General features: G+C 39.0%; 38 protein-coding genes. 37 read left to right on the top strand and 1 reads right to left on the bottom strand.

Translation table 11 applies throughout. The annotated features are described in order from the left end of the window. Window positions 1–186 precede the first annotated feature (186 nt). A complete protein-coding gene (locus ACTND6_RS05840; RefSeq protein ID WP_178176471.1) occupies window positions 187–1080 on the bottom strand; it encodes a hypothetical protein in 894 nt (297 codons plus the stop codon). A gap of 325 nt (window positions 1081–1405) precedes the next feature. Between ACTND6_RS05840 and rpsL the strand changes: the two genes are divergently transcribed. From rpsL to rplQ, 37 genes are all read left to right on the top strand, one after another. Beyond that, entirely contained in the window at window positions 1406–1822 is a 417-nt protein-coding gene (rpsL, locus tag ACTND6_RS05835) for a 30S ribosomal protein S12 (RefSeq protein ID WP_178176473.1), read from the top strand. Window positions 1823–1844: 22 nt separating this feature from the next. Further along, window positions 1845–2315, top strand: coding sequence for a 30S ribosomal protein S7 (rpsG, locus tag ACTND6_RS05830; protein WP_178176475.1), 471 nt, complete (start codon window positions 1845–1847; stop codon window positions 2313–2315). A 19-nt stretch (window positions 2316–2334) separates the two neighbouring features. Then, the gene (gene fusA, locus ACTND6_RS05825) at window positions 2335–4407 is read left to right on the top strand and encodes an elongation factor G (RefSeq protein WP_441022778.1); all 2073 of its coding nucleotides are present in this window, start codon (window positions 2335–2337) and stop codon (window positions 4405–4407) included. A 105-nt stretch (window positions 4408–4512) separates the two neighbouring features. Further along, window positions 4513–5706, top strand: a complete 1194-nt coding sequence (gene tuf / locus ACTND6_RS05820; RefSeq protein WP_441022776.1) for an elongation factor Tu — start codon at window positions 4513–4515, stop codon at window positions 5704–5706. Between the two features lie 74 nt (window positions 5707–5780). Further along, window positions 5781–6443, top strand: a complete 663-nt coding sequence (locus ACTND6_RS05815) for an HAD family hydrolase (RefSeq protein ID WP_441022774.1) — start codon at window positions 5781–5783, stop codon at window positions 6441–6443. Between the two features lies 1 nt (window position 6444). Further along, the gene (locus ACTND6_RS05810; protein WP_441022772.1) at window positions 6445–6888 is read left to right on the top strand and encodes a ribonuclease domain-containing protein; all 444 of its coding nucleotides are present in this window, start codon (window positions 6445–6447) and stop codon (window positions 6886–6888) included. Window positions 6889–6916: 28 nt separating this feature from the next. Continuing rightward, entirely contained in the window at window positions 6917–7903 is a 987-nt protein-coding gene (locus ACTND6_RS05805) for a LacI family DNA-binding transcriptional regulator (RefSeq protein ID WP_441022771.1), read from the top strand. Between the two features lie 139 nt (window positions 7904–8042). Further along, window positions 8043–9929, top strand: coding sequence for a sucrose-specific PTS transporter subunit IIBC (locus tag ACTND6_RS05800; RefSeq protein ID WP_441022769.1), 1887 nt, complete (start codon window positions 8043–8045; stop codon window positions 9927–9929). Next, window positions 9929–12343 carry a sucrose-6-phosphate hydrolase gene (locus ACTND6_RS05795; protein ID WP_441022768.1) on the top strand — a complete coding sequence of 805 codons (2415 nt, stop codon included), beginning with the start codon at window positions 9929–9931 and terminating at the stop codon, window positions 12341–12343. Before ACTND6_RS05800 ends, ACTND6_RS05795 begins: the two co-directional genes overlap by 1 nt. 80 nt (window positions 12344–12423) lie before the next feature. Next, on the top strand, window positions 12424–12711 hold the full coding sequence (locus ACTND6_RS05790; RefSeq protein WP_441022766.1) for a barstar family protein: 288 nt from the start codon (window positions 12424–12426) through the stop codon (window positions 12709–12711). A 438-nt stretch (window positions 12712–13149) separates the two neighbouring features. Next, window positions 13150–13461, top strand: a complete 312-nt coding sequence (rpsJ, locus tag ACTND6_RS05785) for a 30S ribosomal protein S10 (protein WP_178176485.1) — start codon at window positions 13150–13152, stop codon at window positions 13459–13461. Between the two features lie 22 nt (window positions 13462–13483). Next, window positions 13484–14239: a 50S ribosomal protein L3 gene (gene rplC, locus ACTND6_RS05780; RefSeq protein ID WP_178176486.1), complete on the top strand. Its 756-nt coding sequence runs from the start codon at window positions 13484–13486 to the stop codon at window positions 14237–14239. Between the two features lie 9 nt (window positions 14240–14248). Then, window positions 14249–14878, top strand: a complete 630-nt coding sequence (gene rplD, locus ACTND6_RS05775) for a 50S ribosomal protein L4 (RefSeq protein ID WP_178176487.1) — start codon at window positions 14249–14251, stop codon at window positions 14876–14878. Continuing rightward, complete coding sequence (rplW, locus tag ACTND6_RS05770) at window positions 14875–15168, top strand: 50S ribosomal protein L23 (RefSeq protein WP_178176488.1); 294 nt, start codon at window positions 14875–14877, stop codon at window positions 15166–15168. Before rplD ends, rplW begins: the two co-directional genes overlap by 4 nt. A 64-nt stretch (window positions 15169–15232) precedes the next feature. Next, on the top strand, window positions 15233–16066 hold the full coding sequence (gene rplB / locus ACTND6_RS05765; protein WP_441022763.1) for a 50S ribosomal protein L2: 834 nt from the start codon (window positions 15233–15235) through the stop codon (window positions 16064–16066). Between the two features lie 20 nt (window positions 16067–16086). Then, window positions 16087–16356, top strand: a complete 270-nt coding sequence (rpsS, locus tag ACTND6_RS05760) for a 30S ribosomal protein S19 (protein ID WP_178176490.1) — start codon at window positions 16087–16089, stop codon at window positions 16354–16356. A gap of 16 nt (window positions 16357–16372) precedes the next feature. Then, complete coding sequence (rplV, locus tag ACTND6_RS05755; RefSeq protein WP_178176491.1) at window positions 16373–16708, top strand: 50S ribosomal protein L22; 336 nt, start codon at window positions 16373–16375, stop codon at window positions 16706–16708. 17 nt (window positions 16709–16725) lie between these two features. Further along, on the top strand, window positions 16726–17535 hold the full coding sequence (gene rpsC, locus ACTND6_RS05750) for a 30S ribosomal protein S3 (protein WP_178176492.1): 810 nt from the start codon (window positions 16726–16728) through the stop codon (window positions 17533–17535). Then, a complete protein-coding gene (gene rplP, locus ACTND6_RS05745; protein ID WP_178176493.1) occupies window positions 17535–17957 on the top strand; it encodes a 50S ribosomal protein L16 in 423 nt (140 codons plus the stop codon). The genes rpsC and rplP overlap by 1 nt, the downstream gene beginning before the upstream one ends. A 2-nt stretch (window positions 17958–17959) precedes the next feature. Continuing rightward, on the top strand, window positions 17960–18154 hold the full coding sequence (rpmC, locus tag ACTND6_RS05740; RefSeq protein WP_178176494.1) for a 50S ribosomal protein L29: 195 nt from the start codon (window positions 17960–17962) through the stop codon (window positions 18152–18154). A gap of 13 nt (window positions 18155–18167) precedes the next feature. Next, window positions 18168–18431 (top strand): 30S ribosomal protein S17, encoded by a 264-nt coding sequence (gene rpsQ, locus ACTND6_RS05735; RefSeq protein ID WP_178176495.1) that lies wholly within the window; start codon window positions 18168–18170, stop codon window positions 18429–18431. Between the two features lie 20 nt (window positions 18432–18451). Next, entirely contained in the window at window positions 18452–18820 is a 369-nt protein-coding gene (gene rplN, locus ACTND6_RS05730) for a 50S ribosomal protein L14 (protein ID WP_178176496.1), read from the top strand. 10 nt (window positions 18821–18830) lie between these two features. After that, window positions 18831–19154, top strand: a complete 324-nt coding sequence (gene rplX / locus ACTND6_RS05725) for a 50S ribosomal protein L24 (RefSeq protein ID WP_178176497.1) — start codon at window positions 18831–18833, stop codon at window positions 19152–19154. After that, window positions 19154–19693, top strand: a complete 540-nt coding sequence (gene rplE, locus ACTND6_RS05720; RefSeq protein WP_441022758.1) for a 50S ribosomal protein L5 — start codon at window positions 19154–19156, stop codon at window positions 19691–19693. Before rplX ends, rplE begins: the two co-directional genes overlap by 1 nt. A gap of 17 nt (window positions 19694–19710) precedes the next feature. After that, on the top strand, window positions 19711–19896 hold the full coding sequence (locus tag ACTND6_RS05715) for a type Z 30S ribosomal protein S14 (protein ID WP_034931936.1): 186 nt from the start codon (window positions 19711–19713) through the stop codon (window positions 19894–19896). Between the two features lie 17 nt (window positions 19897–19913). After that, window positions 19914–20315, top strand: a complete 402-nt coding sequence (gene rpsH / locus ACTND6_RS05710) for a 30S ribosomal protein S8 (protein WP_178176498.1) — start codon at window positions 19914–19916, stop codon at window positions 20313–20315. Between the two features lie 16 nt (window positions 20316–20331). After that, window positions 20332–20880: a 50S ribosomal protein L6 gene (rplF, locus tag ACTND6_RS05705; RefSeq protein ID WP_178176499.1), complete on the top strand. Its 549-nt coding sequence runs from the start codon at window positions 20332–20334 to the stop codon at window positions 20878–20880. Between the two features lie 20 nt (window positions 20881–20900). After that, a complete protein-coding gene (rplR, locus tag ACTND6_RS05700; protein ID WP_441022755.1) occupies window positions 20901–21257 on the top strand; it encodes a 50S ribosomal protein L18 in 357 nt (118 codons plus the stop codon). Window positions 21258–21277: 20 nt separating this feature from the next. Continuing rightward, complete coding sequence (rpsE, locus tag ACTND6_RS05695; protein ID WP_178176501.1) at window positions 21278–21859, top strand: 30S ribosomal protein S5; 582 nt, start codon at window positions 21278–21280, stop codon at window positions 21857–21859. 14 nt (window positions 21860–21873) lie between these two features. Then, a complete protein-coding gene (gene rplO, locus ACTND6_RS05690) occupies window positions 21874–22314 on the top strand; it encodes a 50S ribosomal protein L15 (protein WP_441022753.1) in 441 nt (146 codons plus the stop codon). Window positions 22315–22316: 2 nt separating this feature from the next. Beyond that, complete coding sequence (secY, locus tag ACTND6_RS05685; RefSeq protein ID WP_441022751.1) at window positions 22317–23600, top strand: preprotein translocase subunit SecY; 1284 nt, start codon at window positions 22317–22319, stop codon at window positions 23598–23600. A 26-nt stretch (window positions 23601–23626) separates the two neighbouring features. After that, complete coding sequence (locus tag ACTND6_RS05680) at window positions 23627–24277, top strand: adenylate kinase (RefSeq protein ID WP_441022749.1); 651 nt, start codon at window positions 23627–23629, stop codon at window positions 24275–24277. Between the two features lie 245 nt (window positions 24278–24522). Further along, window positions 24523–24636 carry a 50S ribosomal protein L36 gene (gene rpmJ / locus ACTND6_RS05675; protein ID WP_006525027.1) on the top strand — a complete coding sequence of 38 codons (114 nt, stop codon included), beginning with the start codon at window positions 24523–24525 and terminating at the stop codon, window positions 24634–24636. Between the two features lie 25 nt (window positions 24637–24661). Continuing rightward, complete coding sequence (rpsM, locus tag ACTND6_RS05670; protein ID WP_178176505.1) at window positions 24662–25027, top strand: 30S ribosomal protein S13; 366 nt, start codon at window positions 24662–24664, stop codon at window positions 25025–25027. 12 nt (window positions 25028–25039) lie between these two features. Further along, window positions 25040–25441 (top strand): 30S ribosomal protein S11, encoded by a 402-nt coding sequence (gene rpsK, locus ACTND6_RS05665; RefSeq protein ID WP_178176506.1) that lies wholly within the window; start codon window positions 25040–25042, stop codon window positions 25439–25441. Between the two features lie 24 nt (window positions 25442–25465). Next, complete coding sequence (locus tag ACTND6_RS05660; protein WP_178176507.1) at window positions 25466–26425, top strand: DNA-directed RNA polymerase subunit alpha; 960 nt, start codon at window positions 25466–25468, stop codon at window positions 26423–26425. Between the two features lie 16 nt (window positions 26426–26441). Beyond that, the gene (rplQ, locus tag ACTND6_RS05655) at window positions 26442–26804 is read left to right on the top strand and encodes a 50S ribosomal protein L17 (RefSeq protein WP_178176508.1); all 363 of its coding nucleotides are present in this window, start codon (window positions 26442–26444) and stop codon (window positions 26802–26804) included. Window positions 26805–26964: the final 160 nt, after the last annotated feature.

Raw genomic sequence — 26964 nt, 5'->3', positions numbered from 1 at the left:
AGCCTGTCAAGCAATATTTTGCATATTTATGCGTAAATATGAACGATTTGTTCATATCTGAGAAAAATATTTCATTGCAGAAAAAAAGCACTACGCAAGTTAATGCGCAGTACACTTTAGAGATTCAATTGGTTCAATGCCTTAACTTAATGACATTGCCTTCATCTGGTTCACTTTTTTGTATGCTTATCTTTTTTCACCAATCCACTTTAATTCGTATTCACCAGTGACTTCCAGTGTACCACCATTAGACAAGTCAATCGAATCTTCTGTTTCATAGTAGTCTGTGATTCTTCCAAGGGAATCTTTGACATGCAGTCCTGCATCTTTTAATGCCTTGACTTGGTAAATGCCAGGGCGCAAAGAGCGAGGAATGTCATAGACACCAGGTGTAATTCTTAATTCATTATCATTCTTGATATAAATCAAATGTTCATCTTTATGATTCTTTGCGGCATTCACTTTCTGATAGAATCTTTCTCTAATGAAGAACATTTCTGCATTTTCTACTGCGTAAGTGAATGTTTTTGTTGGCGTTACAACTCTGATTTTGTCTGTATCATTTGTATTTCTAACAACATATCCTAATCTATGACAGTTGATAATATGTTCAGACATGAAGTAAACTGCTGCTTCTGTTTCGTACAGCATACCTTCAATTTTCATAGATTCTTTTTTGCTGACGGCATCTGGAATATTATTGATTGTAGATTTTCTAACTTCCACAATACTTCTAGGAGAATATTCATTTGGAATACTGCTTGGAGAAACGCGAAGATTTGCACGAATGGCATTGATACAATGTTCTCCTTCATGTAATAGGATCTTAGGTAAAGGATATAAACGCGCGATGATATCTTCTGGCTTGTTTGTTTCCAAGTATGTATCCATGATCATATCTTTCATATGTGGCTGTGCAGTTACAATACGTTGAAAGATATCATATTTTACAGGAAGACCATGTTCACTGATGATTTGTCTGCAGTTTTTACAAATATAGTGTCCATCTGCCAGCTTTTCCGGGCGATTAAATAAGCCTCCCAATTCGGATAAACAAAAATCACATACTTTTTTTGCCATAAAAATTCTCCTTGCTTTAGCTATTATAGCATAAAAGGAATTTGGAATATGCACCTTATCTTATTAATAAGCGTGCATGTGAAAGTGCGTGGAAATTATTTGCGATGAAGTGTTAAAAATACATTGATTGTTATGCTGAAATTGAATATTTGGCACACACGGATGTGTGGACAAACTTTTTTTGCAAAAAAGTATTGACAGATATATGGTAACAACTGTAATATATACGAGCTTAGCAAAAATTGGCTTTACTTTGGTAGAGCCAAAAAATAAGGTTAAGAATGACGCACACGGTTGTGTGTGCATAAGCGAAAGGAGAAAGAAAATGCCAACAATAAACCAGTTAGTACGTAAAGGCCGTACTGATAAAGTTTACAAGTCAAAGTCCCCTGCATTAAACAGAGGATTCAACAGTTTGAAGAAGAAACCTACAAACTTGAGCAGCCCACAGAAGAGAGGTGTCTGCACTCGTGTAGGTACAATGACTCCTAAGAAGCCAAACTCTGCATTAAGAAAGTATGCCCGTGTTAGACTTTCCAACGGTATGGAAGTTACAGCATATATTCCAGGTGTAGGACATAACTTACAGGAACACTCTGTAGTTATGATCAGAGGTGGCCGTGTTAAGGATCTGCCAGGTGTTCGTTACCACATTATCAGAGGTACATTAGATTGTGCTGGTGTTAACGAAAGAAATCAGTCCCGTTCATTATACGGTGCTAAAAAACCTAAGAAGAAGTAAGAGATAGAGAGGAGATATTAATATGCCAAGAAAAGGTTATGTAGCAAAGCGTGACGTATTACCAGATCCAATCTATAACTCAAAGTTAGTTACAAAGTTAATTAACAAGATCATGATCGATGGTAAGCGTGGAACAGCACAGACAATTTTGTATGATGCATTCGCTTCAATTGAAAAGAAAACAGGCGAGAACCCTATGGAAGTATTCGAAAAGGCTCTCGGAAACGTTATGCCTCAATTAGAGTTGAAGGTTAGACGTGTAGGTGGTGCAAACTACCAGGTACCAGTAGAAGTATCTGCTGAAAGAAAATTAACATTGGGTCTCAGATGGATCGTTAACTACTCAAGACTCCGTCATGAGAACACAATGGAAGAAAGACTTGCTAACGAAATTATGGACGCTGCTAATGGAACAGGTGCTTCCGTTAAGAAGAGAGAAGATGTTCATAAGATGGCTGAAGCAAACAAGGCGTTTGCTCACTTCCGTTGGTAATTAGAGAAAGGAGCTAAAAATGCCAAGAGAGTTCCCATTAAACAAGATTCGTAATATCGGAATCATGGCTCACATTGATGCTGGTAAGACAACAACAACTGAACGTATCCTTTATTACACAGGTAAGATTTACAAGATCGGTGAGACTCACGATGGCGCTTCCCAGATGGACTGGATGGCTCAGGAACAGGAACGTGGTATCACAATCACTTCTGCAGCTACAACATGCCACTGGAAAGATTGTCAGATCAACATTATCGATACACCGGGTCACGTAGACTTCACAGCTGAAGTTGAAAGATCTTTACGTGTACTTGATGGTGCTGTAACAGTCCTTGACTCAAAGGCTGGTGTTGAACCACAGACAGAAACTGTTTGGAGACAGGCTTCTGAATATAAAGTTCCACGTATCGTTTTCTCTAACAAGATGGACGCTACTGGTGCTGACTTCGATATGAGTGTTAACTCTATCGGTGATCGCTTAGGTGCTAAGGCAGCTGCTATCCAGATGCCTATCGGTGCTGAAGCAAGTTTCCGTGGAATCATTGACTTAGTTACAATGAAACAGGAAATGTATACAAATGACTTAGGTACAGATATCCAGATTGGCGAAATTGATGAACAGTTCAAGGAAGAAGCTGAAATGAAGCATGCTGCATTACTTGAAGCTATCGCTGACTATGATGAAGACCTCATGATGAAGGTTCTTGAAGGTGAAGAACCAACAGTTGAAGAAATCAAGGCTGCTATCCGTAAGGGTGTTATGACTTCTGAATTCTTCCCAGTTCTTTGTGGATCTGCATATAAGAACAAGGGTGTTCAGATGTTATTAGACGCTGTTGTAGATTACTTGCCAGCTCCAACTGATATTGAAGCTATTCAGGGTCATTTACTTAATGGTGAAGAAGCAGTTCGTAAGCCAAGTGATGATGAACCATTCTCAGCTCTTGCATTCAAGATTGCAACTGACCCATTCGTAGGAAGATTAACATACTTCAGAGTTTACTCTGGACATGCTTCCGCAGGCTCTTATGTATTAAATGCTACAAAGGGCAAGAGAGAAAGACTTGGACGTCTTGTAAGAATGCACGCTAACCACCGTGCTGATATCGATGAAGTTTATACTGGTGATATCGCTGGTGCTGTTGGTCTTAAGTTCACAACAACATCCGATACACTCTGTGCTGAAAATGCACCAATCGAATTGATGCAGATGGTATTCCCAGAACCAGTTATCCAGATGTCTGTTGAACCAAAGACAAAGGCTGACTCTCAGAAGATGGATTCTGCTTTACAGAAGTTAGCAGAAGAAGATCCAACTTTCAAAGCTTATACTGATGAAGAAACAGGCCAGACAATCATTGCCGGTGTCGGTGAACTTCAATTAGATATCATTCTTGACCGTATGAGAAGAGAATTCAAGGTTGAAGCAACTGCAGGTGCTCCTCAGGTAGCTTACCGTGAAACAATCAAGTCCGAAGCTGAAGTACAAGGTAAGTTTGTAAGACAGTCCGGTGGTCACGGTCAGTATGGTGATGTTTGGATTAGATTTAAGCCAAACCCAGGTAAGGGATTCGAATTCGAAGATCAGACTGTTGGTGGATCAATTCCTAAGGAATTCATCAAGCCTACACAGGCAGGTCTTGAAGAAGCTCTTCCAAATGGTCTTGTTGCTGGATTCCCAGTTGTTGATATTCGTGCTGAACTATTTGATGGTTCTTACCACGATGTCGACTCCTCTGAACAGGCATATAAGATTGCTGCATCCTTAGCTCTTAAGGAAGCTGCTAAGAAATGTAACCCAACGATTCTAGAACCTATCATGGCTGTAGATATTACTGCTCCATCTGAATACTTAGGTGCAGTTATGGGTGACGTTACTAAGAGACGTGGTCAGATCCGTGAACAGGAAGAAACAGGTAATGCAATCAAGGTTAAGGCATTCGTACCATTAGCTGAAATGTTTGGTTACGTTACAGACCTTCGTGGATTTACACAGGGTCGTGGTATCTTCTCAATGCAGATGGACCACTATGAAGAAGTTCCTAAGAATATCGCTAAGGAAATTATTGAAGCACACGCTTCTAAGTAATATTCTGTTTGGAATAAAAAATGTTGTAATTTAGTTTGCCATCATATAAAATGATGGCAGACTGAATAAGTTAAAAAAGTAAAAAACTGGAGGAAAAAAACCAATATGGCAAAGGAAAAATTCGACCGTAGCTTAGAGCATGTTAACGTTGGTACTATCGGACACGTTGACCACGGTAAAACAACTCTTACAGCTGCAATCACAAAGTATCTTGCTGATCACCCAGAAGATGGTAAGGCTTCTTTCGAAGCTTATGACCAGATCGATGGTGCACCAGAAGAAAAAGAACGTGGTATTACTATCAACACAGCTCACGTTGAATACCAGACATTAAAGAGACACTATGCACACGTAGACTGCCCAGGCCACGCTGACTATGTTAAGAACATGATCACTGGTGCTGCTCAGATGGATGGTGCTATCCTCGTAGTTGCTGCTACTGATGGACCAATGCCTCAGACACGTGAACATATCTTACTTGCTCGTCAGGTAGGTGTTCCAGCTATCGTTGTATTCTTAAACAAGTGCGACATGGTTGACGATGAAGAATTGATCGACCTTGTTGAAATGGAAGTTCGTGAACTTCTTTCTGAGTATGGATTTGATGGAGACAACGCCCCTGTAATCCGTGGTTCTGCTTTCCAGGCTCTTCAGGGAGATCCAAAGTGGACACCAGCTATCAAGGAATTGCTTGATGCTGTAGATTCATACATTCCAACACCAACACATGACAACGATAAGCCATTCTTAATGGCAGTTGAAGACGTATTCACAATCACAGGTCGTGGTACTGTTGCTACAGGACGTGTAGAACGTGGTGAATTACACTTAAACGATGAAGTTGAAATCATTGGTATCAAGGATACATCTAAGACTGTTGTAACAGGTATCGAAATGTTCCGTAAGACTCTTGACTATGCTCAGGCTGGTGACAACATCGGTGCATTGCTCCGTGGTATTAACCGTGATCAGATTGAACGTGGACAGGTTCTTGCTAAGCCAGGATCCGTTACACCTCATACAAAGTTCAAGGCTCAGGTTTACGTATTAACTAAGGAAGAAGGCGGACGTCATACACCATTCGTTTCTAACTACCGTCCACAGTTCTACTTCAGAACAACAGACGTTACTGGTGTAATCACTCTTCCAGAAGGAACAGAACTCTGCATGCCTGGTGATAACGTAGTTATGGAAGTTGAACTTCTTGCTCCTATCGCTATCGAAAACGGTACAAAGTTCTCTATCCGTGAAGGTGGTAGAACAGTAGGTTCCGGTTCTATTACAGAAATCGAAGCTTAATTTAATTCTTATTGTTACGTGAGGGATATCCAATTTGGGTATCTCTTTTTTTGCGTCTGTAGTAATATAAATACATGATTAAAGGAATTATATTTGATTACGATGGTGTATTAACAAAGAGATATGCTTCTGCATATCATATGTATCAGTGGATGATTTGTACGCTTGCGAATAAAGACAAAACTGATCTGGATGTTGAGGAAATGGTTCAAAGATGCATGATCTGGGATGAATTTGGTCATAGTGATAAAGCTTATGTGCTAGAAAAAATGAAGCAGCACTGGTTTAAAGAGCTAGATGTTTCTTACTGGAGAGCCTATTGGTATGATCATTTTGATGAATTTCAAATCGTATCTGATGATGCTTTTGATGTGTTGAACAAATTGCATACGCATTATAAATTAGCTATTTTATCGAATGGTTTTTCACATTCTCAACATAAAAAAATTTCATCGCTCAATTTAGAATCGTATTTCGATGAAGTTGTTGTTTCTGGAGATTATGAGATTCAAAAACCTGATACTAGAATTTTCCAGATTGCTTGTGATAAGTTAAAGTTATCACCAAATGAGACAGCAATGGTTGGAGATACATTCTTTACAGATTTGTCTGGTGCGATGCGAATTGGAATGCAGCCTGTATGGTATTGCCATGAAAGAAGACCAATTTCTGAATTGAATATTCCAATCGTTCATGATTTTAAAGAAGTAGAACAATATTTCTTAGGTAATCAATAATATGCTTCGGAAATTAAGAGTTTATATTTTATTTTCTTTTTTACTTTTTGGATGTGTTCCGCAACCTTTAAAAGAATCAGCAAAAACGTATCAATCACAAAGTATTAGTGAAAAAATTGAAACAGATCAAAAAGAGGAAGTTGCTTTATATATTCATACATATTCACACCTTCCATCGAATTACATGACAAAAAAAGAAGCTAGATTGCATGGATGGGAATCCGGAGCTTTATCAAAAATATTACCTGGGAAAAGTATTGGTGGTGATCGGTATGGAAACTATGAAGAAGTTTTGCCTGTCGATGATGTATACTACGAGTGTGATATAGATACAGAAGGAAAAACTTCAAGAGGGAAGAAAAGACTCGTATATTCAAAAGATGGAGATATCTGGTATACAGAAGATCATTATGATACTTTTAAGCAATTATATGAAGGCGAGTAAATATGGATTGGATTGGTGGTAAAAGCATATGGCAAAGATTACAATTGATGATATCGCAAAAAAAGTGAATGTAAGCAAAAGTACAGTTTCTCGTTATTTAAATGGAGGAAGTGTCAAAGCAAGTACAAGAGAAAAAATTCAAGAAATCGTGGATCAATATGATTATCATCCGAATGCATTTGCAAGATTAAATGCAAAGCAAAGTAGGATGATTGGTGTTATTCTTCCAACGTTGAACTCAAAAGTAACCTCGCGTGTCATTACAAGTATCGATCGATATCTGAGAGATCGCGATTATGTAACGATTATTCGTAATAGTGATCATGATATTGCGTTAGAATTAGAAAATTTATCTAGATTAATTAACCTTGGCGTAGATGGTATTGTTTTAAGTTCTATTTCAATCACAGAAGAGCATCATAAACTGATTAATAGTACAAATATACCTGTAATTATTTTGGCACAGGAAGATGATCAAGTCCCTTGCATTGTGAATGATGAATATAATGCGGGTAAGTTTATAGGGGAATATATCGGAAAAAAAGGACATAAAAAAATTGGTTTTATTACAGTGGATGAAAATGATCATGCGGTTGGTGTGTTAAGAAAACAGGGTGTTTTGGATGGATTGGAGAAATATTCTGTAGATTCAATCAATATTGAATACAGTGATTTTAGTTTTGTGGATGCACAGAATGCTACATGGAAATTATTAACCGAACATAATGATATTGATGCGATCATTTGTGCAACGGATCGATTAGCATTTGGCGCTTATCGTGTTCTTAGGAAGAATGGATATCATATTCCTTTAGATGTATCTGTTATTGGATTTGGCGGATATGAAGAGAGTGAGTTGATTGTTCCTGAATTAACAACATTAATGTTTGATTCGTATGAAATGGGAGAGCTTGCTGCACAGACAATTACAGATATGATTGAGGGACGTGAAGTGAAACAAAAGCAAATTATTCATTATTCATTCATTGAAAGACGAAGTGTGAGTAAACGATAAATACGAAATACATACTTTCAGGAAGGAAGTATGTATTTTTTTGCTTTTTATGGAACCGATTTCAAAAATACTATTGACACAAGAATTATGAGAATTATAATAATAACGGAACCGGTTCCATTCTAGTGGGAGGAAAATTATGGATTATGTAAGAATTGCACAAGAAGTAATTGAAAATGTAGGTGGAAAAGAGAATATCATTTCCGTTACACATTGTGCGACAAGATTGAGATTTCAGCTTCGTAACAATCATTTACTCAATGAAGATGTCATTAGTGATATTGAAGGAGTTAAAGGTGTATTTCTTTCACAGACACAATTTCAGATCATCTTTGGATCTGGACTTGTAAGTCTTGTATGTGATGAAGTGCAGAAACAATTAGGATTTGATACAAATACTGCTGTAGAAGAAACAAAGGAAGAAGGAAATGCATTACAGAGATTTGTAAAGATGTTAAGTGATATCTTTGTTCCAATCATTCCAGCAATCGTTGCAGGTGGTTTATTGATGGGATTGAATAATGTATTAACAGCCGACATGTTTGATGGCAGATCCATCATTGACATTTATCCACAATGGAATGGATTAGCTACGGCAATCAATACATTTGCGAATGCACCATTTACATTCTTGCCAGTACTTATCGGCTTTAGTGCTACAAAGAAATTCGGAGGAAATCCATATTTAGGTGCAGCAATGGGTATGATCATGGTACATCCAGATCTATTGAATGCATATAACATTGGCATTGCAGAACCTCCATATTGGAATATTCTCGGATTCAAGATTGCGGCAATCGGTTATCAGGGAACGGTTCTTCCAGTTCTAGCAGTATCATTTATTTTAGCAACAATTGAAAAGAAGCTTCATAAAGTTACGCCAACATGGCTGGATAACTTAACAACACCAATGTTATCTATTATTGTGACTTCTTTCCTAACATTCATTTTTGTTGGACCGGTATTAAGAGAAGCAGGAAATATATTAGCTGCTGGTATTACATGGGGATATAACACACTTGGATTTATTGGTGGTGGATTATTTGGCTTATTCTATGCACCAATTTGCTTGACAGGTATGCACCATAGCTTTATTGCGATTGAAACACAGCTTATTGCTGATGTTGCACATACAGGCGGCAGTTTTATTTTCACAACAGCAAGTATGAATAACGTAGCACAGGGTGCAGCTGTATTAGCAGTATTATTCATGACAAAAAATGAAAAGTTAAAATCAATCTGCTCTGCTTCAGGTGTTTCTGCATTGCTAGGTATTACAGAACCAGCAATGTTTGGCGTGACTTTAAAACTAAAATATCCATTCTATGCTGCAATGGCAGGATCTGCTGCAGGAAGTGCATATTGTGCTGCTACAAAAGTACTTGCACAGGCAATGGGTGCAGCAGGTATTCCAGGTATTATTTCAATGAAACCATCAGATTATGTTAATTTTATGATTGGCTTAGTATTATCTATGGTTGTTTCTGCAATTCTTACAGCTTTCTTTTTTAAGAAATATGATTTAGATCATGCGGATGAAAAGAAGACAGAAGTTAAAGAAAATACAAAAACAGAATTCATTACATCCTGCATGAAAGGTACAGTGAAAGATATCAGCGAAGCAGCAGATGCGGTATTCTCTTCAAAAGCAATGGGAAATGGTGTTGTTGTTGAACCAGTCAGCGGAGAAGTTTATGCACCAGTTAGTGGAACAGTAAAAATGATTTTTCCAACACAACATGCGATTGGTTTGGAAAGCGAAGATGGTGTAGAAGTATTGATTCATATGGGAATTGATACAGTGAATCTCAATGGAGAAGGATTTACATTATCTGTAAAAGAAGGAGATACTGTTCAGCAGGGACAGAAGATTGCTGAGATGGATTTAAATCTAATCAGTGAAAAAGGATACAGCACACAGACTATGTTAGTTGTTACAAAAGCAGACGATAGAAATGTGGAAACAATTCCAAATGCATCTGCAGATGTGTCTACAAATGTAATTCATATTGTGGAGAATGTGTAATGATTCAAAAATATTCAAAAGTTACAAAAGAAGATTATCGTAACTGGTATCTCGAAAATGGAAAGGTGAGAGAGTGCGCTAGAAGTGATAAAAAAAGCTTGAAGTTTCATTTGATGCCGGCAAGTGGATGGTTGAATGATCCAAATGGGTTACATCAAATGAATGGAGAATATCGTATCTATTATCAATATGATCCATTTGATACAGAAGGTTTGATGAAACTTTGGGGATTGTATACAACAAAAGATTTTGTTCACTATGAAGAAAAAGCACCTGTATTATTCCCTGATCATGAGCTTGATAAGCATGGCGTTTATTCAGGTTCTGCATTTGTTGAAAATGATACGATTCATTATTTCTACACAGGAAATGTAAAATATTTCGATCGTGAAGACTATGATTATATCAATTCTGGCAGAGGATCAAATACAATTCATGTAACAAGCCGTGATGGTGTAACAATGAGTGAAAAGCAATGCGTGCTGAGTAGCAAAGATTATCCAGAAGATATGTCATGCCATGTGCGCGATCCTAAAGTATTTTCTTTAAACGGAAAGTATTATATGGTTTTAGGTGCAAGAGATCAGCAAGGAAAAGGCCTGGTCTTATTGTATGAATCAGATGATTTAAATACATGGAAATATAAAAATAGAATCACTACAGAAGTTCCATTTGGATATATGTGGGAATGTCCAGATTTATTTGAATTGAATGGTGAATGGTATTTGACTTGTTGTCCACAAGGTGTAGAACAGAACGGATTAGATTATGCAAATGTTCATCAGTCCTGCTGGATGAAGATTGATGCTGACTTTGATAACAATCATTTTGAAGTAAAAGAAATTCATCAGTTAGATCGTGGTACAGATTTTTATGCACAACAATCTTTTGTGGATGAAAAAGGAAGAAGAATCATGATTGGCTGGTTAGGAATTCCAGATGCGGATTATACAAATCCAACAGTGGATCATCAATGGCAGCATGCATTAACACTTCCAAGAGAACTTGTGGTGAAGAATGGCAATCTATGCCAGAAGCCAATCGATGAGATCTATCAATTACGTGGAAGTCATAAGACATGTTTATTGAACGAGAATGTATCCTGGGAAGAACTACAATATGAATGTGATATGCATTTTGATATATGCAATACATTTAAGATGCATTTAAGAAAAGGCATAACATTATCATATAAGAATGATGTATTAGAACTATCCTTTGATAAAAATGGATATGGAAGAAGTGAAAGAGCAGTTCATTGTGGAAAACTAACTGATCTTCAAATCTTTATGGATACGACAAGTGTTGAAATATTTGTGAATGGCGGAAGCAAAGTATTTACATGTAGATTCTATGGAATGGAAACAGAATTCTTCTTTAATGGTGAAGCAGAAGGAACAATGGATCTATACCAGATGCATAAATTTTCTGTGAATCATACAGAAGAAAAGGGACTTTGTGTTATTGGAGAAGCGTTGATTGATTTTGTGTCTGATGTAAAAGGACTTGCATTAAAAGACGTTCCTTCCTTTCATAGAGCTGCAGGTGGTGCACCAGCAAATGTTGCGGGTGCAGTAAGCAAGATGGGACTTCCAGCAAAAGTATTAACAAAACTTGGTGAAGATGCTTTTGGGGATTATATCGTTGAAACGTTACAAGAAAGTGGAATTGATACTTCTGCAATCTTGCGTGATCGTGAATATGAGACTTCATTAGCTTTTGTATCATTAAGAGAAGATGGTAATAGAGACTTTGCTTTCTATAGAAAGAATAGTGCAGATTTGCATCTTACAGAAGAAGAAATTCCAGAGAACATTCTTGATGATTGTGGAATGATTCATTTCTGCAGTGTAGACCTTGTGGAATCAAGTATGAAAGAAGCACATCGTAAATTGATTGCGATGGCAAAAGAGAAGGGACTTCTGATCAGCTTTGATCCGAACTTAAGACTTTCATTGTGGGAAAGTGAAGAATGTCTTAAAAATACTGTGAAGGAATTTTTACCGTTGGCGGATATTGTAAAGATATCTGATGATGAACTGGAATTCATCACAGGAAAAACAGATATTGAAGAAGCACTTCCAGATTTACTGCAGGGAAATACGAAATGTGTTGTATACACAATGGGGAAAGATGGCGCTGCGGTATATACAAAAAATCTAAAAGCAGTATCTCAGGGGTATTGCGTAGATGTTGTTGATACGACAGGGGCAGGCGATTCATTTATTGGAGCATTTGAATATCAATTGTTAAGAGATGGTGTAGAAAATATTGAAGCAGTATCAAAAGAAACATTTGAAGAATATCTGAAATTTGCAAATGCATATGCTGCATATACAACGACAAAAGCAGGCGCATTATCCTCTATGGCGAATGCATCTGAAATGGAAGCCTGGTTAAATAAAATTCAATGACCAAAAGTCATGTATCAAAACAGGTACATGATTTTTTTGTGATTCTTAGAAAATGTGTATAGAATAGATACGGTGAAAATATGAATAGTGAATATGACAAGACAATATATTTAATCGGAAATGAAATTGAAAATAAAGAGAAGGCAATTTCCTATTTCAAATCAGAGTTTGATTTACCTTCTTATACAGGAAATACATTGGATGCAATTGCGGATAGTTTATCAGAAGTGAAAGATCGAGTAGAAATATTATTAACGAAAGAGAATATCAGGTATATATGTGATCATTCGTATGCATTTAAAGTGCTGATGATGCTTGGAAATGCCGTGAATGAGAACCCGAATTTACATATTTTCTTTAGAGAGTGAGAAATTGCTCTCTATTTTTTTATGGAAACTATAAAATGTGAAGAAAGCATACATATGAAAGCATATATATGCGAAAATCAATGAATTCAGCATAAAAGTCTCGACACACTGATACACGTTGCTAGGCTATATTCATTTTCAGAGTATAAAATGAGCTATAAAAAATGAGATTAAAATATAAATATGCAAACGAAATATAGCATAAATAAGCCATAATGTAATAAAATGGCACGCTGAAAACCGTGGACAAGAGAAAAAATATCAAAAATAATTAAAAAAAGGCTTGCATTGGATAAATGATAGTAGTAATATAGTTGAGCACTCGCGTAGAAGTGGGAAGTTGCCGGCACGCTGAAATGCGTTGTCACGATAGCGTGATAACCGGGGAACTCACACAGAGCGATCCCTAAGGGGAGTGAATATAAGGAGGAAAAATTCATGGCAAAGAACTCTGTAAGAATTCGTTTGAAGGCTTACGAGAACAGAAGCTTAGATGCAGCTAGCGAAAAGATCGTTAAGACTGCAACAAGCCACGGCGCAAAGAAAATCGTCGGTCCTGTTCCGCTGCCTACTGAACGTGAGGTTGTAACAATCTTACGTGCAGTTCACAAGTATAAGGACTCTCGTGAACAGTTCGAGATCCGTACACACAAGAGACTGATTGAGATCATCGGCCCAAGTGCAGAAACAATTGATGCATTATCAAGACTTGATCTGCCTTCTGGAGTTGATATCGAAATCAAACTTTAAGAAAGGAATCGGGTGAAATTAAATGAAAGGTATTTTAGGACGTAAGCTTGGTATGACTCAAGTCTTCACGATCGAAGGAACACTGATTCCTGTTACTGTCGTTGAAGTTAAGCCAAACGTCGTACTTCAAAAGAAGACAAAGGATGTTGACGGCTACGAAGCAGTTCAGCTCGGTTACGAAGACGTTAAGGAACAACGTTCAAACAAGCCAGCAATTGGACATGCTAAGAAGGCTAACACAGCACCTAAGAAGTTCATCAAGGAATTCAACTATGATGAAATGCTCAACCTCGAAGTTGGATCTGAAGTAAAAGCAGACATCTTCAAGGCAGGCGATATCGTTGATGTTCAGGGCACTTCTAAGGGACATGGTTACAACGGTACAATCGTTCGTAACAATGCTCACCAGGGACCTAAGACACACGGTGGATCCAAGAACATCAGACACCAAGGTTCATTAGCAACTAACGGACGTAACAACGGTGTAGTTAACAAGGGTACAGCAATGCCTGGTCAGTATGGTGGATATACAACAACTAACCAGAACCTCGAAGTAATCAAGGTTGATGCTGAAGAAGGATACATCCTTGTTAAGGGGAATGTTCCAGGGCCAAAGAGAGGTCTTGTAACAATCCATACAACAGTTAAGCCTAAGAAGGAAGTAACAGCTGTTGAACTCATCTCTTATGAAAGTGCTTCTGTTGAAGAAGAACTCGAAAAGGTTGAAGAAACAATCAATGAAGAACTAGCAACAGAAACAGTTGCTGAAGGAAAGTGAGGATAAAGCATGGCACAGATTGATGTATTTAATCAGGAAGCAAAGTCTGTAAAGCAGATGGAACTCGCTGATGCTGTATTCGCTGTAGAACCAAATCAGCAGGCAATCTATGATGCGATTCTTGCTTACCAGGCAGGATTAAGACAAGGTACTCATAGCACTTTGACAAGAAGCTTTGTATCTGGTACAGGTAAGAAGCCATTCCGTCAGAAGGGTACTGGTAGAGCTCGTCAGGGTTCCACAAGAGCAACTCAGTGGAGAGGCGGCGCAATCGCATTTGGACCACATCCAAGAAAGTACAACTTAAAGACAAACCGTAAGGTTAGAAGATTAGCACTTCGTTCTGCATTAAGCGAAAAAGTTGCTGAAGCTAACTTAACAGTATTAGAAAATCTCAGCTTTGATGAGATTAAGACAAAGAAGGCTGTAGCATTACTTGCTGCATTCGGATTCGAAAGAAAGACATTATTCGTTGCTGAAGCATCTGAAGACTTCGACAATGCTTACCTTTCTATGAGAAACGTTCCAAATGCAACTGTAGTAACAGTTTCCAGCTTGAATGTCTATGACATTGTGAATGCTGACAAGATCGTATTCACAGAAGCTGCTGCTGCTAAAGCAGGGGAGGTGTTCGCATGAGCGCACGCGATATTATCGTAAGACCAATTATCACAGAAAAGACAAGCGTTGCTTCTGCTGATAACAATACAGTAACATTCGAAGTAGCAAAGAATGCTAACAAGACAGCAATTGCTCAGGCAATCGTTGAAATCTATCATGTTAAACCTGTATCTGTAAACACAGTTAACGTACATCCAAAGAAGAGAAGAGTTGGACGTTACGAAGGTATGACAAGAGCTTATAAGAAGGCTTATGTCAAGTTCGCTGAAAATGAATCAATCAACATCTTCGGCGAAAACAATGACTAAAGAGATTTAGTTACAATATCGGAGGAAATCGCTATCTCCGGATAAATGCGAAAGGAAAGAAAAAATGGCAATCGTAAAATACAAGCCAACCTCTAACGGACGCAGAAATATGACAACTCTTAGCAATGAACGTATTACTAAGAGTACTCCAGAAAAGTCATTACTTGCTCCATTAAACAAGAAGGGTGGCCGCGGCAATACAGGCCGTATCACTTCCCGTCATCAAGGCGGTGGTGCTAAACAGAAGTACAGAATCATTGACTTCAAGAGAAACAAGGATAACGTTCCAGCAGTTGTAGCTGGTATCGAATACGATCCAAACAGAAATGCAAACATTGCATTACTTCACTATGCTGATGGTGAAAAGAGATATATCATCGCTCCAGAAAACTTAAACGTTGGAGACAAGGTAATCTCTGGTGAAGCTTGCGATATCAAGATTGGTAATGCAATGCCTCTTAAGAATATTCCAGATGGAACATTCGTTCATAACGTTGAACTTATCGCTGGTAAGGGTGGACAGATGGCAAGAGCTGCTGGTTGTTCTGCTCAGATCCTCGGTTCCGAAGGTGGATTCGTTACATTAAGACTTTCTTCTGGTGAAGTAAGAAAGGTTCATGATAACTGCCGTGCAACAGTTGGTGTTGTAGGCAATGGTGATTACTCCTTAATTAACTGGGGTAAAGCTGGTAGAGTAAGACATTTAGGTGTTCGTCCTCATGTAAGAGGTTCAGCAATGAACCCAGTTGACCACCCACATGGTGGTGGTGAAGGCAAACAGCCTATCGGTCGTAAGTCTCCAATGACTCCATGGGGCAAGAAGGCTATGGGTGTTAAGACTCGTAACAAGAAGGCTTCTAGCAACAAGTACATTGTGAGAAGAAGAAACGGAAAGTAATTGGAAGGAGAGAATGAGTAATGTCAAGAAGCATTAAGAAGGGCCCTTTCTGTGATGCATACCTTTTAAAGAAGGTTGATGCAATGAATGCGGCTAATCAACATGAAGTAATCAAGACATGGTCACGCCGTTCAACGATTTTCCCAAGCTTCGTTGAGCATACATTCGCTGTTTACAATGGTAAGGAATTCATTCCTGTCTATGTAACAGAAGATATGGTAGGCCATAAGTTAGGTGAATTCGCACCTACAAGAAAATTCGGCGGACACGGTGACGATAAGGCCGCTTAATTAGGAGGAAATAAAGATGGACGTAAAAGCAACAGCAAAAACAGTTCGTGTTACTCCTCGTAAGGCTAGATTGGCACTTGACCTCGTTCGTGGAAAGAGCGTTGAAGAAGCATTAGCTATCCTCAAGTTCTTACCTAACAAGGCAGCCGCTGAAGCATACAAGGTAGTAAAGAGCGCTGCAGCAAATGCAACAAACAATCATCAGCTAAATGCTGAAAACCTTTATATCAAGGAATGCTACGCAAATGAAGGTGTTGTCCTCAAGCGTTTCATGCCTAGAGCTAAGGGTTCTGCTTCAAGTATTTTTAAGAGAACTAGCCACATCACAGTAGTGGTTAGCGATGAGAGATAAGGGAGGAAGATCAGAATATGGGACAGAAAGTTAGTCCAATCGGCATGCGTGTCGGTGTCATCCGCGATTGGGAATCCAGATGGTATGCAGATAAGGCTGATTATGGAGATCTTCTGAACGAAGATACAAAGATCCGTGAATTCCTCGAAAAGGAACTCAAGGATGCTTACATCTCCAGAATCGAAATTGAACGTACAGGCAAGAAGGATGTTAAGGTTATCATCCGTTGTGCTAGACCTGGTGCAGTTACAGGCAAGGCTGACGAAAACGGCAAAGACAACGCTGCTAAGTTAAGGGCTAAGCTTGCTAAGTTAACAGCAGGTAAGAATGTAAAGATGGACATCGTTCAGGTAGCAAATCCTGATTTAGATGCTCGTTTAGTTGCTCGTAAGATTTGCGAACAACTCGAAAATCGTCAGTCTTTCAGAATTGCTCAGAAGAAGGCAATTCAGCAGACAATGAGATCTGGTGCAAAGGGTATCAAGACTCTATGTAAGGGAAGACTTGGAGGAGCTGAAATCGCTCGTTCCGAAGGTTATTCTAGAGGTGTCGTTCCACTCCATACATTAAGAAGTGATATCGACTATGCAGCTGAAGAAGCACATACAACTTATGGTAAGTTAGGTGTTAAGGTTTGGATCTGCCGTGGTGAAGTATTACCTGGTCAGATGGTTAAGGAACCAGAAGCTCCAGCTGGAAGAAGAGATAACAACAGACGTGGAAACAACAGACGCCCTCAGCGTGGAAACAGACGTGCAGCTAGAAATGCTGCAGCTGAAAACGCAGCTCCTGCTGAAAAGACAGCAGCTGAAGGAGGTAACGACTAATGTTAATGCCTAATAGAACAAAGTACAGAAGACCTCATAGATTAAGTTATGAAGGACGCGCTAAAGCTGGTCGTGAATTAGCATTTGGTGAATTCGGTCTTGTAGCTGATGAAGGTGCTTATGTAAGTAGTGCTCAGTTAGAAGCAGCACGTATTGCTATGACTCGTTATATGAACCGTGGTGGTAAGGTTTGGATCAAGGTGTTCCCACAGCTTGCAAAAACTAAGAAGCCTCTCGAAGTACGTATGGGTTCTGGTAAAGGTGCTCCTGATCATTGGGTAGCTGTTGTACAGAAGGGAAGAATTCTCTTCGAAGTAGCAGGTGTTGATGAAGCAGTTGCAAGAGAAGCATTAAGACTTGCTGCTAATAAACTCTGCGTTAAAACACGCTTTGTAAAAAAGAGTGAGGAGGTTAAGAAGTAATTATGAATATTAAAGAAATCAGAGACCTCTCTAACGAAGAGCTCGAAAAAGAAGTTGTTTCCCTCAAGGAAGAACTTTATGACTTGAGATTTGCTCAGGCTACAGGTTCTCTTGAGAATCCAGCTCGTATCAAGGATATTAAGAAGACAATTGCACGTATGAAGACTGTTATTACAGAACGTGCAAATGCACAATAAGGAGGGCTAGAAGATGGCAGAAAGAAATAGACGTAAGGTCCTTCGTGGAACAGTTGTTTCCGATAAAATGGACAAAACAATCGTCGTAGAGATCACTACATCTAAGGCTGATCCTAAATACGGCAGACATGTTAAGTTTTCTACAAAGTTCAAGGCTCATGATGAAAACAATGAAGCAAAAATTGGTGACATTGTAGAAGTTATGGAAACAAGACCATTATCTAAGGACAAACACTTTAGATTAGTTAAGATCGTTGAAAAGGCAGTAATTCTTTAAGGCACAGGAGGAAATAGGCAATGATTCAGAACGAAAGCAGATTGAACGTCGCTGACAACACTGGTGCTAAGGAATTATTAGTCATCAGATGCTTAGGCGGTTCTAAGCGTAAGACAGCTACAATCGGTGATGTTGTTGTATGTGCTGTTAAGAGTGCATCTCCTAACGGTTCTGTCAAGAGCGGACAGGTTGTTAAGGCTGTAATTGCAAGAACAGTTTACGGTATTAGCCGTGACAATGGTTCTTATATCAAGTTTGATGATAACGCAGCTGTTATTATCAAGGAAGATGGTACACCGGTCGGAACACGTATCTTCGGTCCGGTCGCAAGAGAACTTCGTGAAAAGGGATATATGAAGATCGTTTCCCTTGCACCAGAAGTTTTATAAGGAGGCCGCTATGAAGATCAAGACAGGCGATACAGTTAAGGTTATCACAGGTCACTACAAGGGAACTATCTCTGAAGTTAAGGCAGTATTCCCAAAGACAAACAAGATCGTTGTTGAAGGTGTCAACATGATCAAGAAGTCTTTAAAGCCTTCTCAGCAGAACCCTGAAGGTGGCATTGTTGAAAAGGAAGCTCCAATCGATGCTTCTAACGTCATGTTATATGACAAGAAGTCTAAGTCCGCTGAAAGAGTTGGATATAAGACAAATGATAAGGGCGAAAAAGTAAGAGTACTTAAGAAGTCCGGTATTGAAGTAAAGGAGGCTAAGAAATAATGAACCGTCTCGAACAGAAATACGTTGAAACAGTTAAGCCTTCTTTAATGAAGGAATTCAATTACTCCAGCTCAATGGAAGCTCCAAAGATCGTTAAGGTTGTTATCAACATGGGTGTTGGTGATGCTATTGACAATCCAAAGAACTTAGATGAAGCTGTAGCAGAATTGACACAGATTGCTGGTCAGAAGCCAGTAATCACAAAGGCTAAGAAGTCCATTGCGAACTTCAAGCTTCGTGAAGGTATGCCAATTGGTTGTAAGGTTACTCTTCGTGGTGAAAGAATGTATGAATTCTTAGATAAGCTATTCAACATCTCTCTTCCACGTGTAAGAGACTTCCACGGTGTAAGTGCAACAGCATTCGATGGTCGTGGTAATTACACACTTGGTGTTAAAGAACAGCTAATCTTCCCTGAAATCAACTTTGATAAGGTTAACAAGGTTAGAGGTATGGATGTTGTCATCGTAACAACAGCTAAGACAAACAACGAAGCACATGCCCTATTGAAAGAAATGGGTATGCCATTTACTAAGTAATAGAAGGAGAACATAGAATGGCAAAGACAAGTTTAAAAGTTAAGCAGTCAAGACCGGCTAAGTTCTCCACACGTGAATATACACGTTGCGAGAGATGTGGCCGTCCACACTCTGTATTGAGAAAGTATAAAGTTTGCAGAATCTGCTTCAGAGAATTGGCTTATAAGGGTCAGATTCCTGGCGTTAAGAAGGCAAGCTGGTAAGAAAGGAGTAACGAATCATGAATATGACAGATCCTATTGCTGACATGCTGACAAGAATCCGTAATGGTGTTCAGGCTCACATGACAACAGTTGATGTAACTCCATCTTCTAAGGTTAAGGTAGAAATTGCCAAGATCTTGAAATCTGAAGGTTATATCGAAAACTATGCCGTTGAAGGCGAGGGTATCGAAAAGAAGATTGTCGTTACTCTTAAGTATGGTGCAAATGACGCTAAGGTCATCACAGGCATCAAGAGAATTTCTAAGCCAGGTCTACGCGTTTACGCAAAGGGCGACAATGTACCTAAGGTATTAAACGGTTTAGGAATTGCTATCATCTCCACATCAAATGGAATGATGACAGATAAAGAAGCACGTAAACAACACGTTGGCGGTGAAGTCATCGCTTACGTTTGGTAAGAGAAAGGAAAACTAAATGTCACGTATCGGAAATAAAGCGATTACCGTTCCTGCAGGCGTTGAATTAACAATTGCTGAAGGGAATGAGGTGACTGTAAAGGGACCTAAGGGTTCTCTTACAAAGACATTTTCCCCGTTGATGGAAATCTCTGTTGACGAAAATGTCATTACAGTCAAGCGTCCTAACGAGGAAAAGCACACAAAACAGTTACATGGAACAACTAGAGCACTTCTTGCAACAATGGTTGAAGGTGTTTCTACAGGTTTCACAAAACAGTTAAAAGTTGTAGGTATTGGTTACCGTGCAGCTTTAAAGGGTAAGACACTCAACTTGATCGTTGGTTTCTCCCACGAAGTAAATATTGAAGTACCAGAAGGCGTTACTGTTGAAGTACCAGATAACACAACAATCAACGTAAGTGGTATTGATAAGCAGATTGTTGGTCAGTTTGCTGCAAACGTAAGAGCAGTTAAGAAGCCAGAACCTTATGGTGGAAAGGGAATCCGTTATGTGGATGAAGTTGTTCGTCGTAAGGAAGGTAAGACAGCTGCATCTAAGAAGTAATGGGAAGGAGAGAGTAAGATATGTTTAAAATGCAAAAGAAAAAAGAAGAGCGTATCCGTCGTCATAAGAGAGTACGCCGCATCGTAAATGGTACTCCTGAATGCCCAAGACTAAATGTATTCCGTTCTAATGCAAACATCTATGCTCAGGTTATTGATGATACAACAGGAAAGACACTTCTTTCTTGCTCATCATTAGAACTCAAGCTTGAAAATGGCGGAAACATTGAAGCAGCTAAGAAGGTTGGCGAAGCAATCGCTAAGAAGTGCCTGGAAAACAACATCGAATCTATCAGATTTGATAGAGGCGGTTATGTATACCACGGAAGAGTTCAGGCTTTAGCAGATGCTGCTAGAGAAGCAGGACTCAAGTTCTAAGGAAAGGAGACAGAATAGAAATGCCAAACGAAAATGCAGAAGTACGTACTGCAAATACAGAAGCAGGACGTCCACAGCGTAAAGAAAATGGTCGTCGTCCACAGTTCAAAAGACGCGAACCAAAAGAATTCGACAGTGTTGTAGTCTCCATTAACCGTGTATCTAAGACTGTTAAGGGCGGACGTAGAATGCGTTTCGCAGCACTCGTTGTTGTAGGTGATCATAAGGGTCGTATCGGCTTCGGTATGGGTAAAGCTACTGAAGTTCCAGATGCAATCCGTAAGGCTGAAGAAGCAGCTAACAAGAATGTATTCAGATGCAATCTTGTTGAAGGTACAAGAACAGTACCACATTCCGTTAAGGTTACTCACGGATCAAGTACAGTATTCCTAGCTCCTGCTGCTCCAGGTACTGGAGTTATCGCAGGTGGTGCAGTTCGTAACATTCTCGAACTTGCTGGTGTATCTGATGTACTTTCAAAGGTTATCGGCTCTAGAACAGCTGTTAACGTAGTATATGCAACATTAGAAGCTCTCAAGTCTATGAGAACTGTTGAAGAAGTTGCTAAGATTCGCGATAAGAAAGTCGCTGAAATCAGATAAGGAGGGACTCTGGTATGAAACTAAATGACTTAAAAGCTACAGAAGGAGCTCGCTCAACAAAGAAGAGAATTGGCCGTGGTCTTGGTTCCGGTAATGGTAAGACATCCGGTAAGGGACAGAAGGGTCAGAATTCTAGAAGCGGTGGCGGTGTTGCTATCGGTTTCGAAGGTGGACAGACTCCATTCTTTAAGAGAATGCCAAAGAGAGGTTTCACAAACTTTACTCGTAAAGAGTACGCTATCGTTAATGTTGAAGATCTCAACAAGTTTGAAGATGGTGTTACAGTTGACTTCGCTGCAGTGAAAGCTGCTGGCTTAGTTAAGAAAGAACTCGATGGACTTAAAGTTCTCGGCAATGGAAAGTTAGAGAAGAAGTTAACAGTTAAGGCTGCTAAGTTCTCAGCTTCCGCTAAGAAAGCAATCGAAGAAGCAGGCGGAACAGCTGAGGTGCTCTAATTATGATGCGCACGTTCTCCAGCATGTTTAAGAATAAAGAGATTCGTAACAAGATTCTCTTTACTCTTGCGATGCTGTTGATCTACCGCGTCGGATCTGCAATCCCAGTGCCAGGTGTTGATGCAACAAAGCTGGCTTCTCAGATTTCAGATAACTCTGTACTGAGTATGATGAATTTACTTGGTGGTGGTGCACTTGAAAGATTAAGTGTGTTTGCAATGGGTGTTACACCTTACATCACAGCAAGTATTATCATTCAATTGTTATCCATGGATGTTATTCCAGCATTAACTGAAATGACAAAATCTGGACAGACAGGTCGAATGAAAATGGAAAAAATCACTAGATATTTAGGAGTAGTCTTGTCATTTGTACAGGCTTACTCCTTAGTCTATGGTTTTGATAAACAATATAGCGTATTAGCAAATTCAAGTCTTTCTGGATATCTATATACGGCTACTGTACTTACAGCAGGAACAATGTTCTTGATCTGGTTAGGTGACCGTATTTCTATGAAAGGTATCGGTAATGGTTTATCAATCATTATCTTTGCAGGTATCGTTTCAAATATGCCTTCACAGTTTGTGCAGGTGTGGAACGTATTAGCCGGTGGTACTACACAGGGTGAATTGTTCAACGGTATCTTACAGTTTGCATTATTTGTATTGTTATATATCATCATCATTGTCTTCGTTGTTGTAATGGAGACAGCAGTCAGAAAAATCCCAATTCAGTATACAAACAGTTCTTCTTATACAAGAGGAAATGACGTTACATTCCTTCCATTGAAGATTAACTCTGCATCTGTTATTCCTGTTATCTTTGCACAGTCAATTATGACAGCTCCACAGATTGTTATCAGTTTCTTCAATCAGGATCTATATAAGACTTTGCAGACATACTTATCTTTAAGTAGTACAACTGGTCTTATCTTGTATGCTGTATTAACATTCTTATTTACATTCTTCTATACTGATCTTCAGGTTGATCCTGATCAGGTAGCAGATAACTTAAGTAAGTCTGGCGCTTACATTCCTGGTATTAGACCTGGTAATGAAACAAAAACATACTTACATAAGGTGTTAAATAGAATTACAGTGTTAGGTGCGATTGCTCTTGTCATCGTAGCTACACTTCCATACATTCTTCCTATGTTTACATCACTTCCATCTAGTATTTCAATTGGTGGAACTGGTATTATTATCGTCGTAGGTGTTGCAATGGAAACAATTGCTCAGTTGAAAGGTCAACTTACAACAAAGGCATACCATGGCTTCCTAAGATAAAATCACTAGAGGGTATAGAAAAAAGGATGAATATCTTAATTATGGGTCCAGCAGGAGCAGGAAAGGGCACTATGTCCGATCTCATCCTGAAGGAATACGATATTCCACATATTTCCACTGGAGATATGTTGAGAGACAATGTTAGAAATAACACTGAACTTGGCAATTTAGCAAAATCCTATATGGATGCTGGAAATTTAGTTCCTGATGATGTTATTATTGCTATGGTTGAAAAGAGACTTCAAGAAGATGATTGCCAAAAAGGATATCTATTAGATGGCTTCCCTAGAACATTAGTTCAGGCAGAAGCTTTCGAAAAGATTGAAAATAAAATTGGGAAACCGGTTGAGTGTGTTATCGCACTTGAAGTTGGATTCGATACACTTGTTGAAAGAATTACAGGTAGAAGAATCTGTCCAAAATGTGGTGCAATCTACCACATTCATAACAAGCCATCCAAGGTTGAAGGTATCTGCGATGTTTGCGGCAGCGAATTGACACAGAGAAAAGATGATACTGTTGAGCAGTTAACAGTTCGTATGGATGGTTATGAAAAGAGTACAAAGCCTGTGATTGATTTCTATGACAAGCGCGGTATTGTTTCATATATCGATGCTTCTCAAGAAACAGCAGCTGTATTTGAAAAGGTTAAAGAAGCTTTATCTAAATTAAAGTAAAAATGATCTGGGGAAGAGTTCTTCTTTCCCAGTATCATTCAATTTCTTAACATGGAAAATTCCGAATATTATGGAAATGATAACCTACGTTTCTTGTAAAATCCGCATGTTAAAGTACATCCGCATTTTAAGAGAGTATCATTTCCCCGGAAATATCTAAATTAATACGTAGGTTTTTAAAAATATCAGGAGACAAATCAAGTTTTTTCTGATAAAATAGACAATTGTCCGAGGAGGCAAACAAAATGAAAGTAAGACCATCTGTAAAACCGATTTGTGATAAGTGCAGAGTTATTAAGCGCAAGGGCGTTGTTATGGTAATCTGCGAAAACCCAAAGCATAAGCAGAGACAGGGTTAATTAAAAGGGAAAAGGAGAATAAACTATGCCACGTTTTGCTGGTGTCGATATTCCACGTAACAAGGTTATTGGAGTATCCCTCACATATATTTATGGTATTGGACCTACAACAGCTAAGAAGATTTTAGCAGCTGCAGGTGTTGATGAAACAGTTAGAGCATCTGAACTAACAGATGAACAAGAAACAGCTATTCGTACTCAGATTGATGCGATCAAGACTGAAGGTGACCTTCGTCTTGAAAGAAGACTCGATATCAAGAGACTAATGGAAATTGGCTCTTATAGAGGTCTTCGTCACAGAAGAAGCTTACCTGTTCGTGGTCAGCGTACAAAGACAAACGCTCGTACAAGAAAAGGACCACGTCGTACAGTAGCTAATAAGAAGAAGTAATAGGAGGACGAAATGGCAGCTAATAAGAATAAAAAAGTCGTTACTCGTAAGAAGAAGGCTAAAAGAAATGTCGCTAAGGGCGTCGCTCATATCCATTCAACATTCAACAATACAATCGTTACAATTACTGATGAAGCAGGTAACGCTGTATCTTGGAGTTCTGCTGGTGCATTAGGATATAAGGGTTCACGTAAGTCTACACCTTATGTTGCTCAGTTAGTTTCTGAAGCAGCTGGTAAGGCAGCTGTTCAGCAGGGTATGAAATCCGTAGAAGTAAATGTAAAGGGTCCAGGTGCTGGACGTGAAGCTGCAGTTCGTTCACTGCAGACAGCTGGTTTAACAATTACAGCTATCAACGACGTTACACCAATCCCTCATAACGGATGCCGTCCACCAAAGAGACCACGTGGATAATAAATAAAAGAGGAGGATTGAAGCATGCAGAAATTTGAACGCGCTGATTTTGAAGTTAAAGAATACGTTGAATCAGAGAACTACGGTAAGTTTGTGCTCTCTCCATTAGAGAGAGGATTTGGTACAACTATCGGAAATGCGCTTCGCAGGGTCCTGCTGTCCTCCCTACCGGGAGCTGCGGTATTCTCAATCAAGGTTGATGGTGTTTATCATGAATTTACAACTATCCCTGGTATTAGAGAAGACGTTTCCATGATTATCCTTCAGTTGAAACAATTAGTTATGACAATCGAAGATGATGATGTTTATGACTTACAGATTTCAGCTAAAGGACCATGTACTATTACAGCAGGAGATATCATTTGCCCAGCTCAGGTTGAAATCCTGAATAAGGACCTTGAAATCGCTCACCTTGAAAAAGATGTTACTTTAGAAATGGAATTAAAGGCTAAGAATGGTCGTGGTTATGTTTCTGCAGACATCAACAAGCAGTTAAATCAAGGTGCATCTCAGGGAATCGGAACAGTTTATACTGACTCCATCTATACACCAATTGAAAAGGTTTCCTACAATGTAGAACCTACACGTGTTGGTGAAGATGTTAAGTATGATAGCTTGACTATGGAAATCTGGACTGATGGTTCAATTAACCCTCAGAAGGCTCTTTCTTTAGCGGCTAAGATTCTGATTGATCACTTAGATATCGTCGCAAGTATCAATGAAGACATTCTCAATATGGATAATGTCATCATGGAAGGTACAACAGAGCAACCAAACAAGGGTCAGCAGATGATGATTGAAGATCTTGATCTTTCCGTACGTTCTTACAATTGTTTGAAGCGTGCTGGTATTCAGACTGTTGATGAGTTGACTCAGAAGACTGAGGATGAAATGATGAGAGTCAGAAACCTCGGTAAGAAATCACTGAAAGAAGTAAAGGATAAGCTTATTGAATTAGGAATGGGCTTCAAATCCTTTGACTAATTAGAGAGGAACGTATATGTGGAATCGTAAATTTGGTAGAAACGCTGATCATCGTAAAGCTATGCTCAGAAACCTTGCTACTTCCGTTATTCTCTACGGTAAAGTAGAAACAACAGAAGCTAAGGCTAAGGATATGCGTTCTGTAGTAGATGAATTAATCACTCTTGGTAAGAGAGGCGACTTACATGCACGCCGTCAGGCTGCTGCTTATATCAGAAACGTTGTTGCTGATGAAGCTAAGTCTCAAACAGTACTACAGAAGCTATTTGACGAAGTAGCTCCAAAGTATGCAGATCGCAACGGTGGATACACACGTGTTGTTAAGACAGGTACTCGTAAGGGTGACGCTGCTCCAATGGCATACATTGAACTCGTTTAATTTAAATATCACAAATTGAACCTGCGAGAATTTTCGCAGGTTTTTATTATTTTCATAATTAACCATCAGATTCACTATTGAGCAAAAATAGGAAAAGCAGCATTCAAAGCATTCGTAATCTGTCTGCGGGTCATTGGATGAGATTTAAAAATATATTTGG

It is taken from the genome of Bulleidia sp. HCP3S3_C9, assembly GCF_052064035.1.
Lineage (GTDB): Bacteria > Bacillota_I > Bacilli_A > Erysipelotrichales > Erysipelotrichaceae > Bulleidia.
This window is presented reverse-complemented; position numbering and strand designations above follow the sequence as displayed.

Bases quoted from the DNA above. Each gene is read 5' to 3' on its own strand.
- ACTND6_RS05840 (WP_178176471.1), bottom strand. From the start codon at position 1,080: ATGGCAAAAAAAGTATGTGATTTTTGTTTATCCGAATTGGGAGGCTTA.
- rpsL (WP_178176473.1), top strand. From the start codon at position 1,406: ATGCCAACAATAAACCAGTTAGTACGTAAAGGCCGTACTGATAAAGTT.
- rpsG (WP_178176475.1), top strand. From the start codon at position 1,845: ATGCCAAGAAAAGGTTATGTAGCAAAGCGTGACGTATTACCAGATCCA.
- fusA (WP_441022778.1), top strand. From the start codon at position 2,335: ATGCCAAGAGAGTTCCCATTAAACAAGATTCGTAATATCGGAATCATG.
- tuf (WP_441022776.1), top strand. From the start codon at position 4,513: ATGGCAAAGGAAAAATTCGACCGTAGCTTAGAGCATGTTAACGTTGGT.
- ACTND6_RS05815 (WP_441022774.1), top strand. From the start codon at position 5,781: ATGATTAAAGGAATTATATTTGATTACGATGGTGTATTAACAAAGAGA.
- ACTND6_RS05810 (WP_441022772.1), top strand. From the start codon at position 6,445: ATGCTTCGGAAATTAAGAGTTTATATTTTATTTTCTTTTTTACTTTTT.
- ACTND6_RS05805 (WP_441022771.1), top strand. From the start codon at position 6,917: ATGGCAAAGATTACAATTGATGATATCGCAAAAAAAGTGAATGTAAGC.
- ACTND6_RS05800 (WP_441022769.1), top strand. From the start codon at position 8,043: ATGGATTATGTAAGAATTGCACAAGAAGTAATTGAAAATGTAGGTGGA.
- ACTND6_RS05795 (WP_441022768.1), top strand. From the start codon at position 9,929: ATGATTCAAAAATATTCAAAAGTTACAAAAGAAGATTATCGTAACTGG.
- ACTND6_RS05790 (WP_441022766.1), top strand. From the start codon at position 12,424: ATGAATAGTGAATATGACAAGACAATATATTTAATCGGAAATGAAATT.
- rpsJ (WP_178176485.1), top strand. From the start codon at position 13,150: ATGGCAAAGAACTCTGTAAGAATTCGTTTGAAGGCTTACGAGAACAGA.
- rplC (WP_178176486.1), top strand. From the start codon at position 13,484: ATGAAAGGTATTTTAGGACGTAAGCTTGGTATGACTCAAGTCTTCACG.
- rplD (WP_178176487.1), top strand. From the start codon at position 14,249: ATGGCACAGATTGATGTATTTAATCAGGAAGCAAAGTCTGTAAAGCAG.
- rplW (WP_178176488.1), top strand. From the start codon at position 14,875: ATGAGCGCACGCGATATTATCGTAAGACCAATTATCACAGAAAAGACA.
- rplB (WP_441022763.1), top strand. From the start codon at position 15,233: ATGGCAATCGTAAAATACAAGCCAACCTCTAACGGACGCAGAAATATG.
- rpsS (WP_178176490.1), top strand. From the start codon at position 16,087: ATGTCAAGAAGCATTAAGAAGGGCCCTTTCTGTGATGCATACCTTTTA.
- rplV (WP_178176491.1), top strand. From the start codon at position 16,373: ATGGACGTAAAAGCAACAGCAAAAACAGTTCGTGTTACTCCTCGTAAG.
- rpsC (WP_178176492.1), top strand. From the start codon at position 16,726: ATGGGACAGAAAGTTAGTCCAATCGGCATGCGTGTCGGTGTCATCCGC.
- rplP (WP_178176493.1), top strand. From the start codon at position 17,535: ATGTTAATGCCTAATAGAACAAAGTACAGAAGACCTCATAGATTAAGT.
- rpmC (WP_178176494.1), top strand. From the start codon at position 17,960: ATGAATATTAAAGAAATCAGAGACCTCTCTAACGAAGAGCTCGAAAAA.
- rpsQ (WP_178176495.1), top strand. From the start codon at position 18,168: ATGGCAGAAAGAAATAGACGTAAGGTCCTTCGTGGAACAGTTGTTTCC.
- rplN (WP_178176496.1), top strand. From the start codon at position 18,452: ATGATTCAGAACGAAAGCAGATTGAACGTCGCTGACAACACTGGTGCT.
- rplX (WP_178176497.1), top strand. From the start codon at position 18,831: ATGAAGATCAAGACAGGCGATACAGTTAAGGTTATCACAGGTCACTAC.
- rplE (WP_441022758.1), top strand. From the start codon at position 19,154: ATGAACCGTCTCGAACAGAAATACGTTGAAACAGTTAAGCCTTCTTTA.
- ACTND6_RS05715 (WP_034931936.1), top strand. From the start codon at position 19,711: ATGGCAAAGACAAGTTTAAAAGTTAAGCAGTCAAGACCGGCTAAGTTC.
- rpsH (WP_178176498.1), top strand. From the start codon at position 19,914: ATGAATATGACAGATCCTATTGCTGACATGCTGACAAGAATCCGTAAT.
- rplF (WP_178176499.1), top strand. From the start codon at position 20,332: ATGTCACGTATCGGAAATAAAGCGATTACCGTTCCTGCAGGCGTTGAA.
- rplR (WP_441022755.1), top strand. From the start codon at position 20,901: ATGTTTAAAATGCAAAAGAAAAAAGAAGAGCGTATCCGTCGTCATAAG.
- rpsE (WP_178176501.1), top strand. From the start codon at position 21,278: ATGCCAAACGAAAATGCAGAAGTACGTACTGCAAATACAGAAGCAGGA.
- rplO (WP_441022753.1), top strand. From the start codon at position 21,874: ATGAAACTAAATGACTTAAAAGCTACAGAAGGAGCTCGCTCAACAAAG.
- secY (WP_441022751.1), top strand. From the start codon at position 22,317: ATGATGCGCACGTTCTCCAGCATGTTTAAGAATAAAGAGATTCGTAAC.
- ACTND6_RS05680 (WP_441022749.1), top strand. From the start codon at position 23,627: ATGAATATCTTAATTATGGGTCCAGCAGGAGCAGGAAAGGGCACTATG.
- rpmJ (WP_006525027.1), top strand. From the start codon at position 24,523: ATGAAAGTAAGACCATCTGTAAAACCGATTTGTGATAAGTGCAGAGTT.
- rpsM (WP_178176505.1), top strand. From the start codon at position 24,662: ATGCCACGTTTTGCTGGTGTCGATATTCCACGTAACAAGGTTATTGGA.
- rpsK (WP_178176506.1), top strand. From the start codon at position 25,040: ATGGCAGCTAATAAGAATAAAAAAGTCGTTACTCGTAAGAAGAAGGCT.
- ACTND6_RS05660 (WP_178176507.1), top strand. From the start codon at position 25,466: ATGCAGAAATTTGAACGCGCTGATTTTGAAGTTAAAGAATACGTTGAA.
- rplQ (WP_178176508.1), top strand. From the start codon at position 26,442: ATGTGGAATCGTAAATTTGGTAGAAACGCTGATCATCGTAAAGCTATG.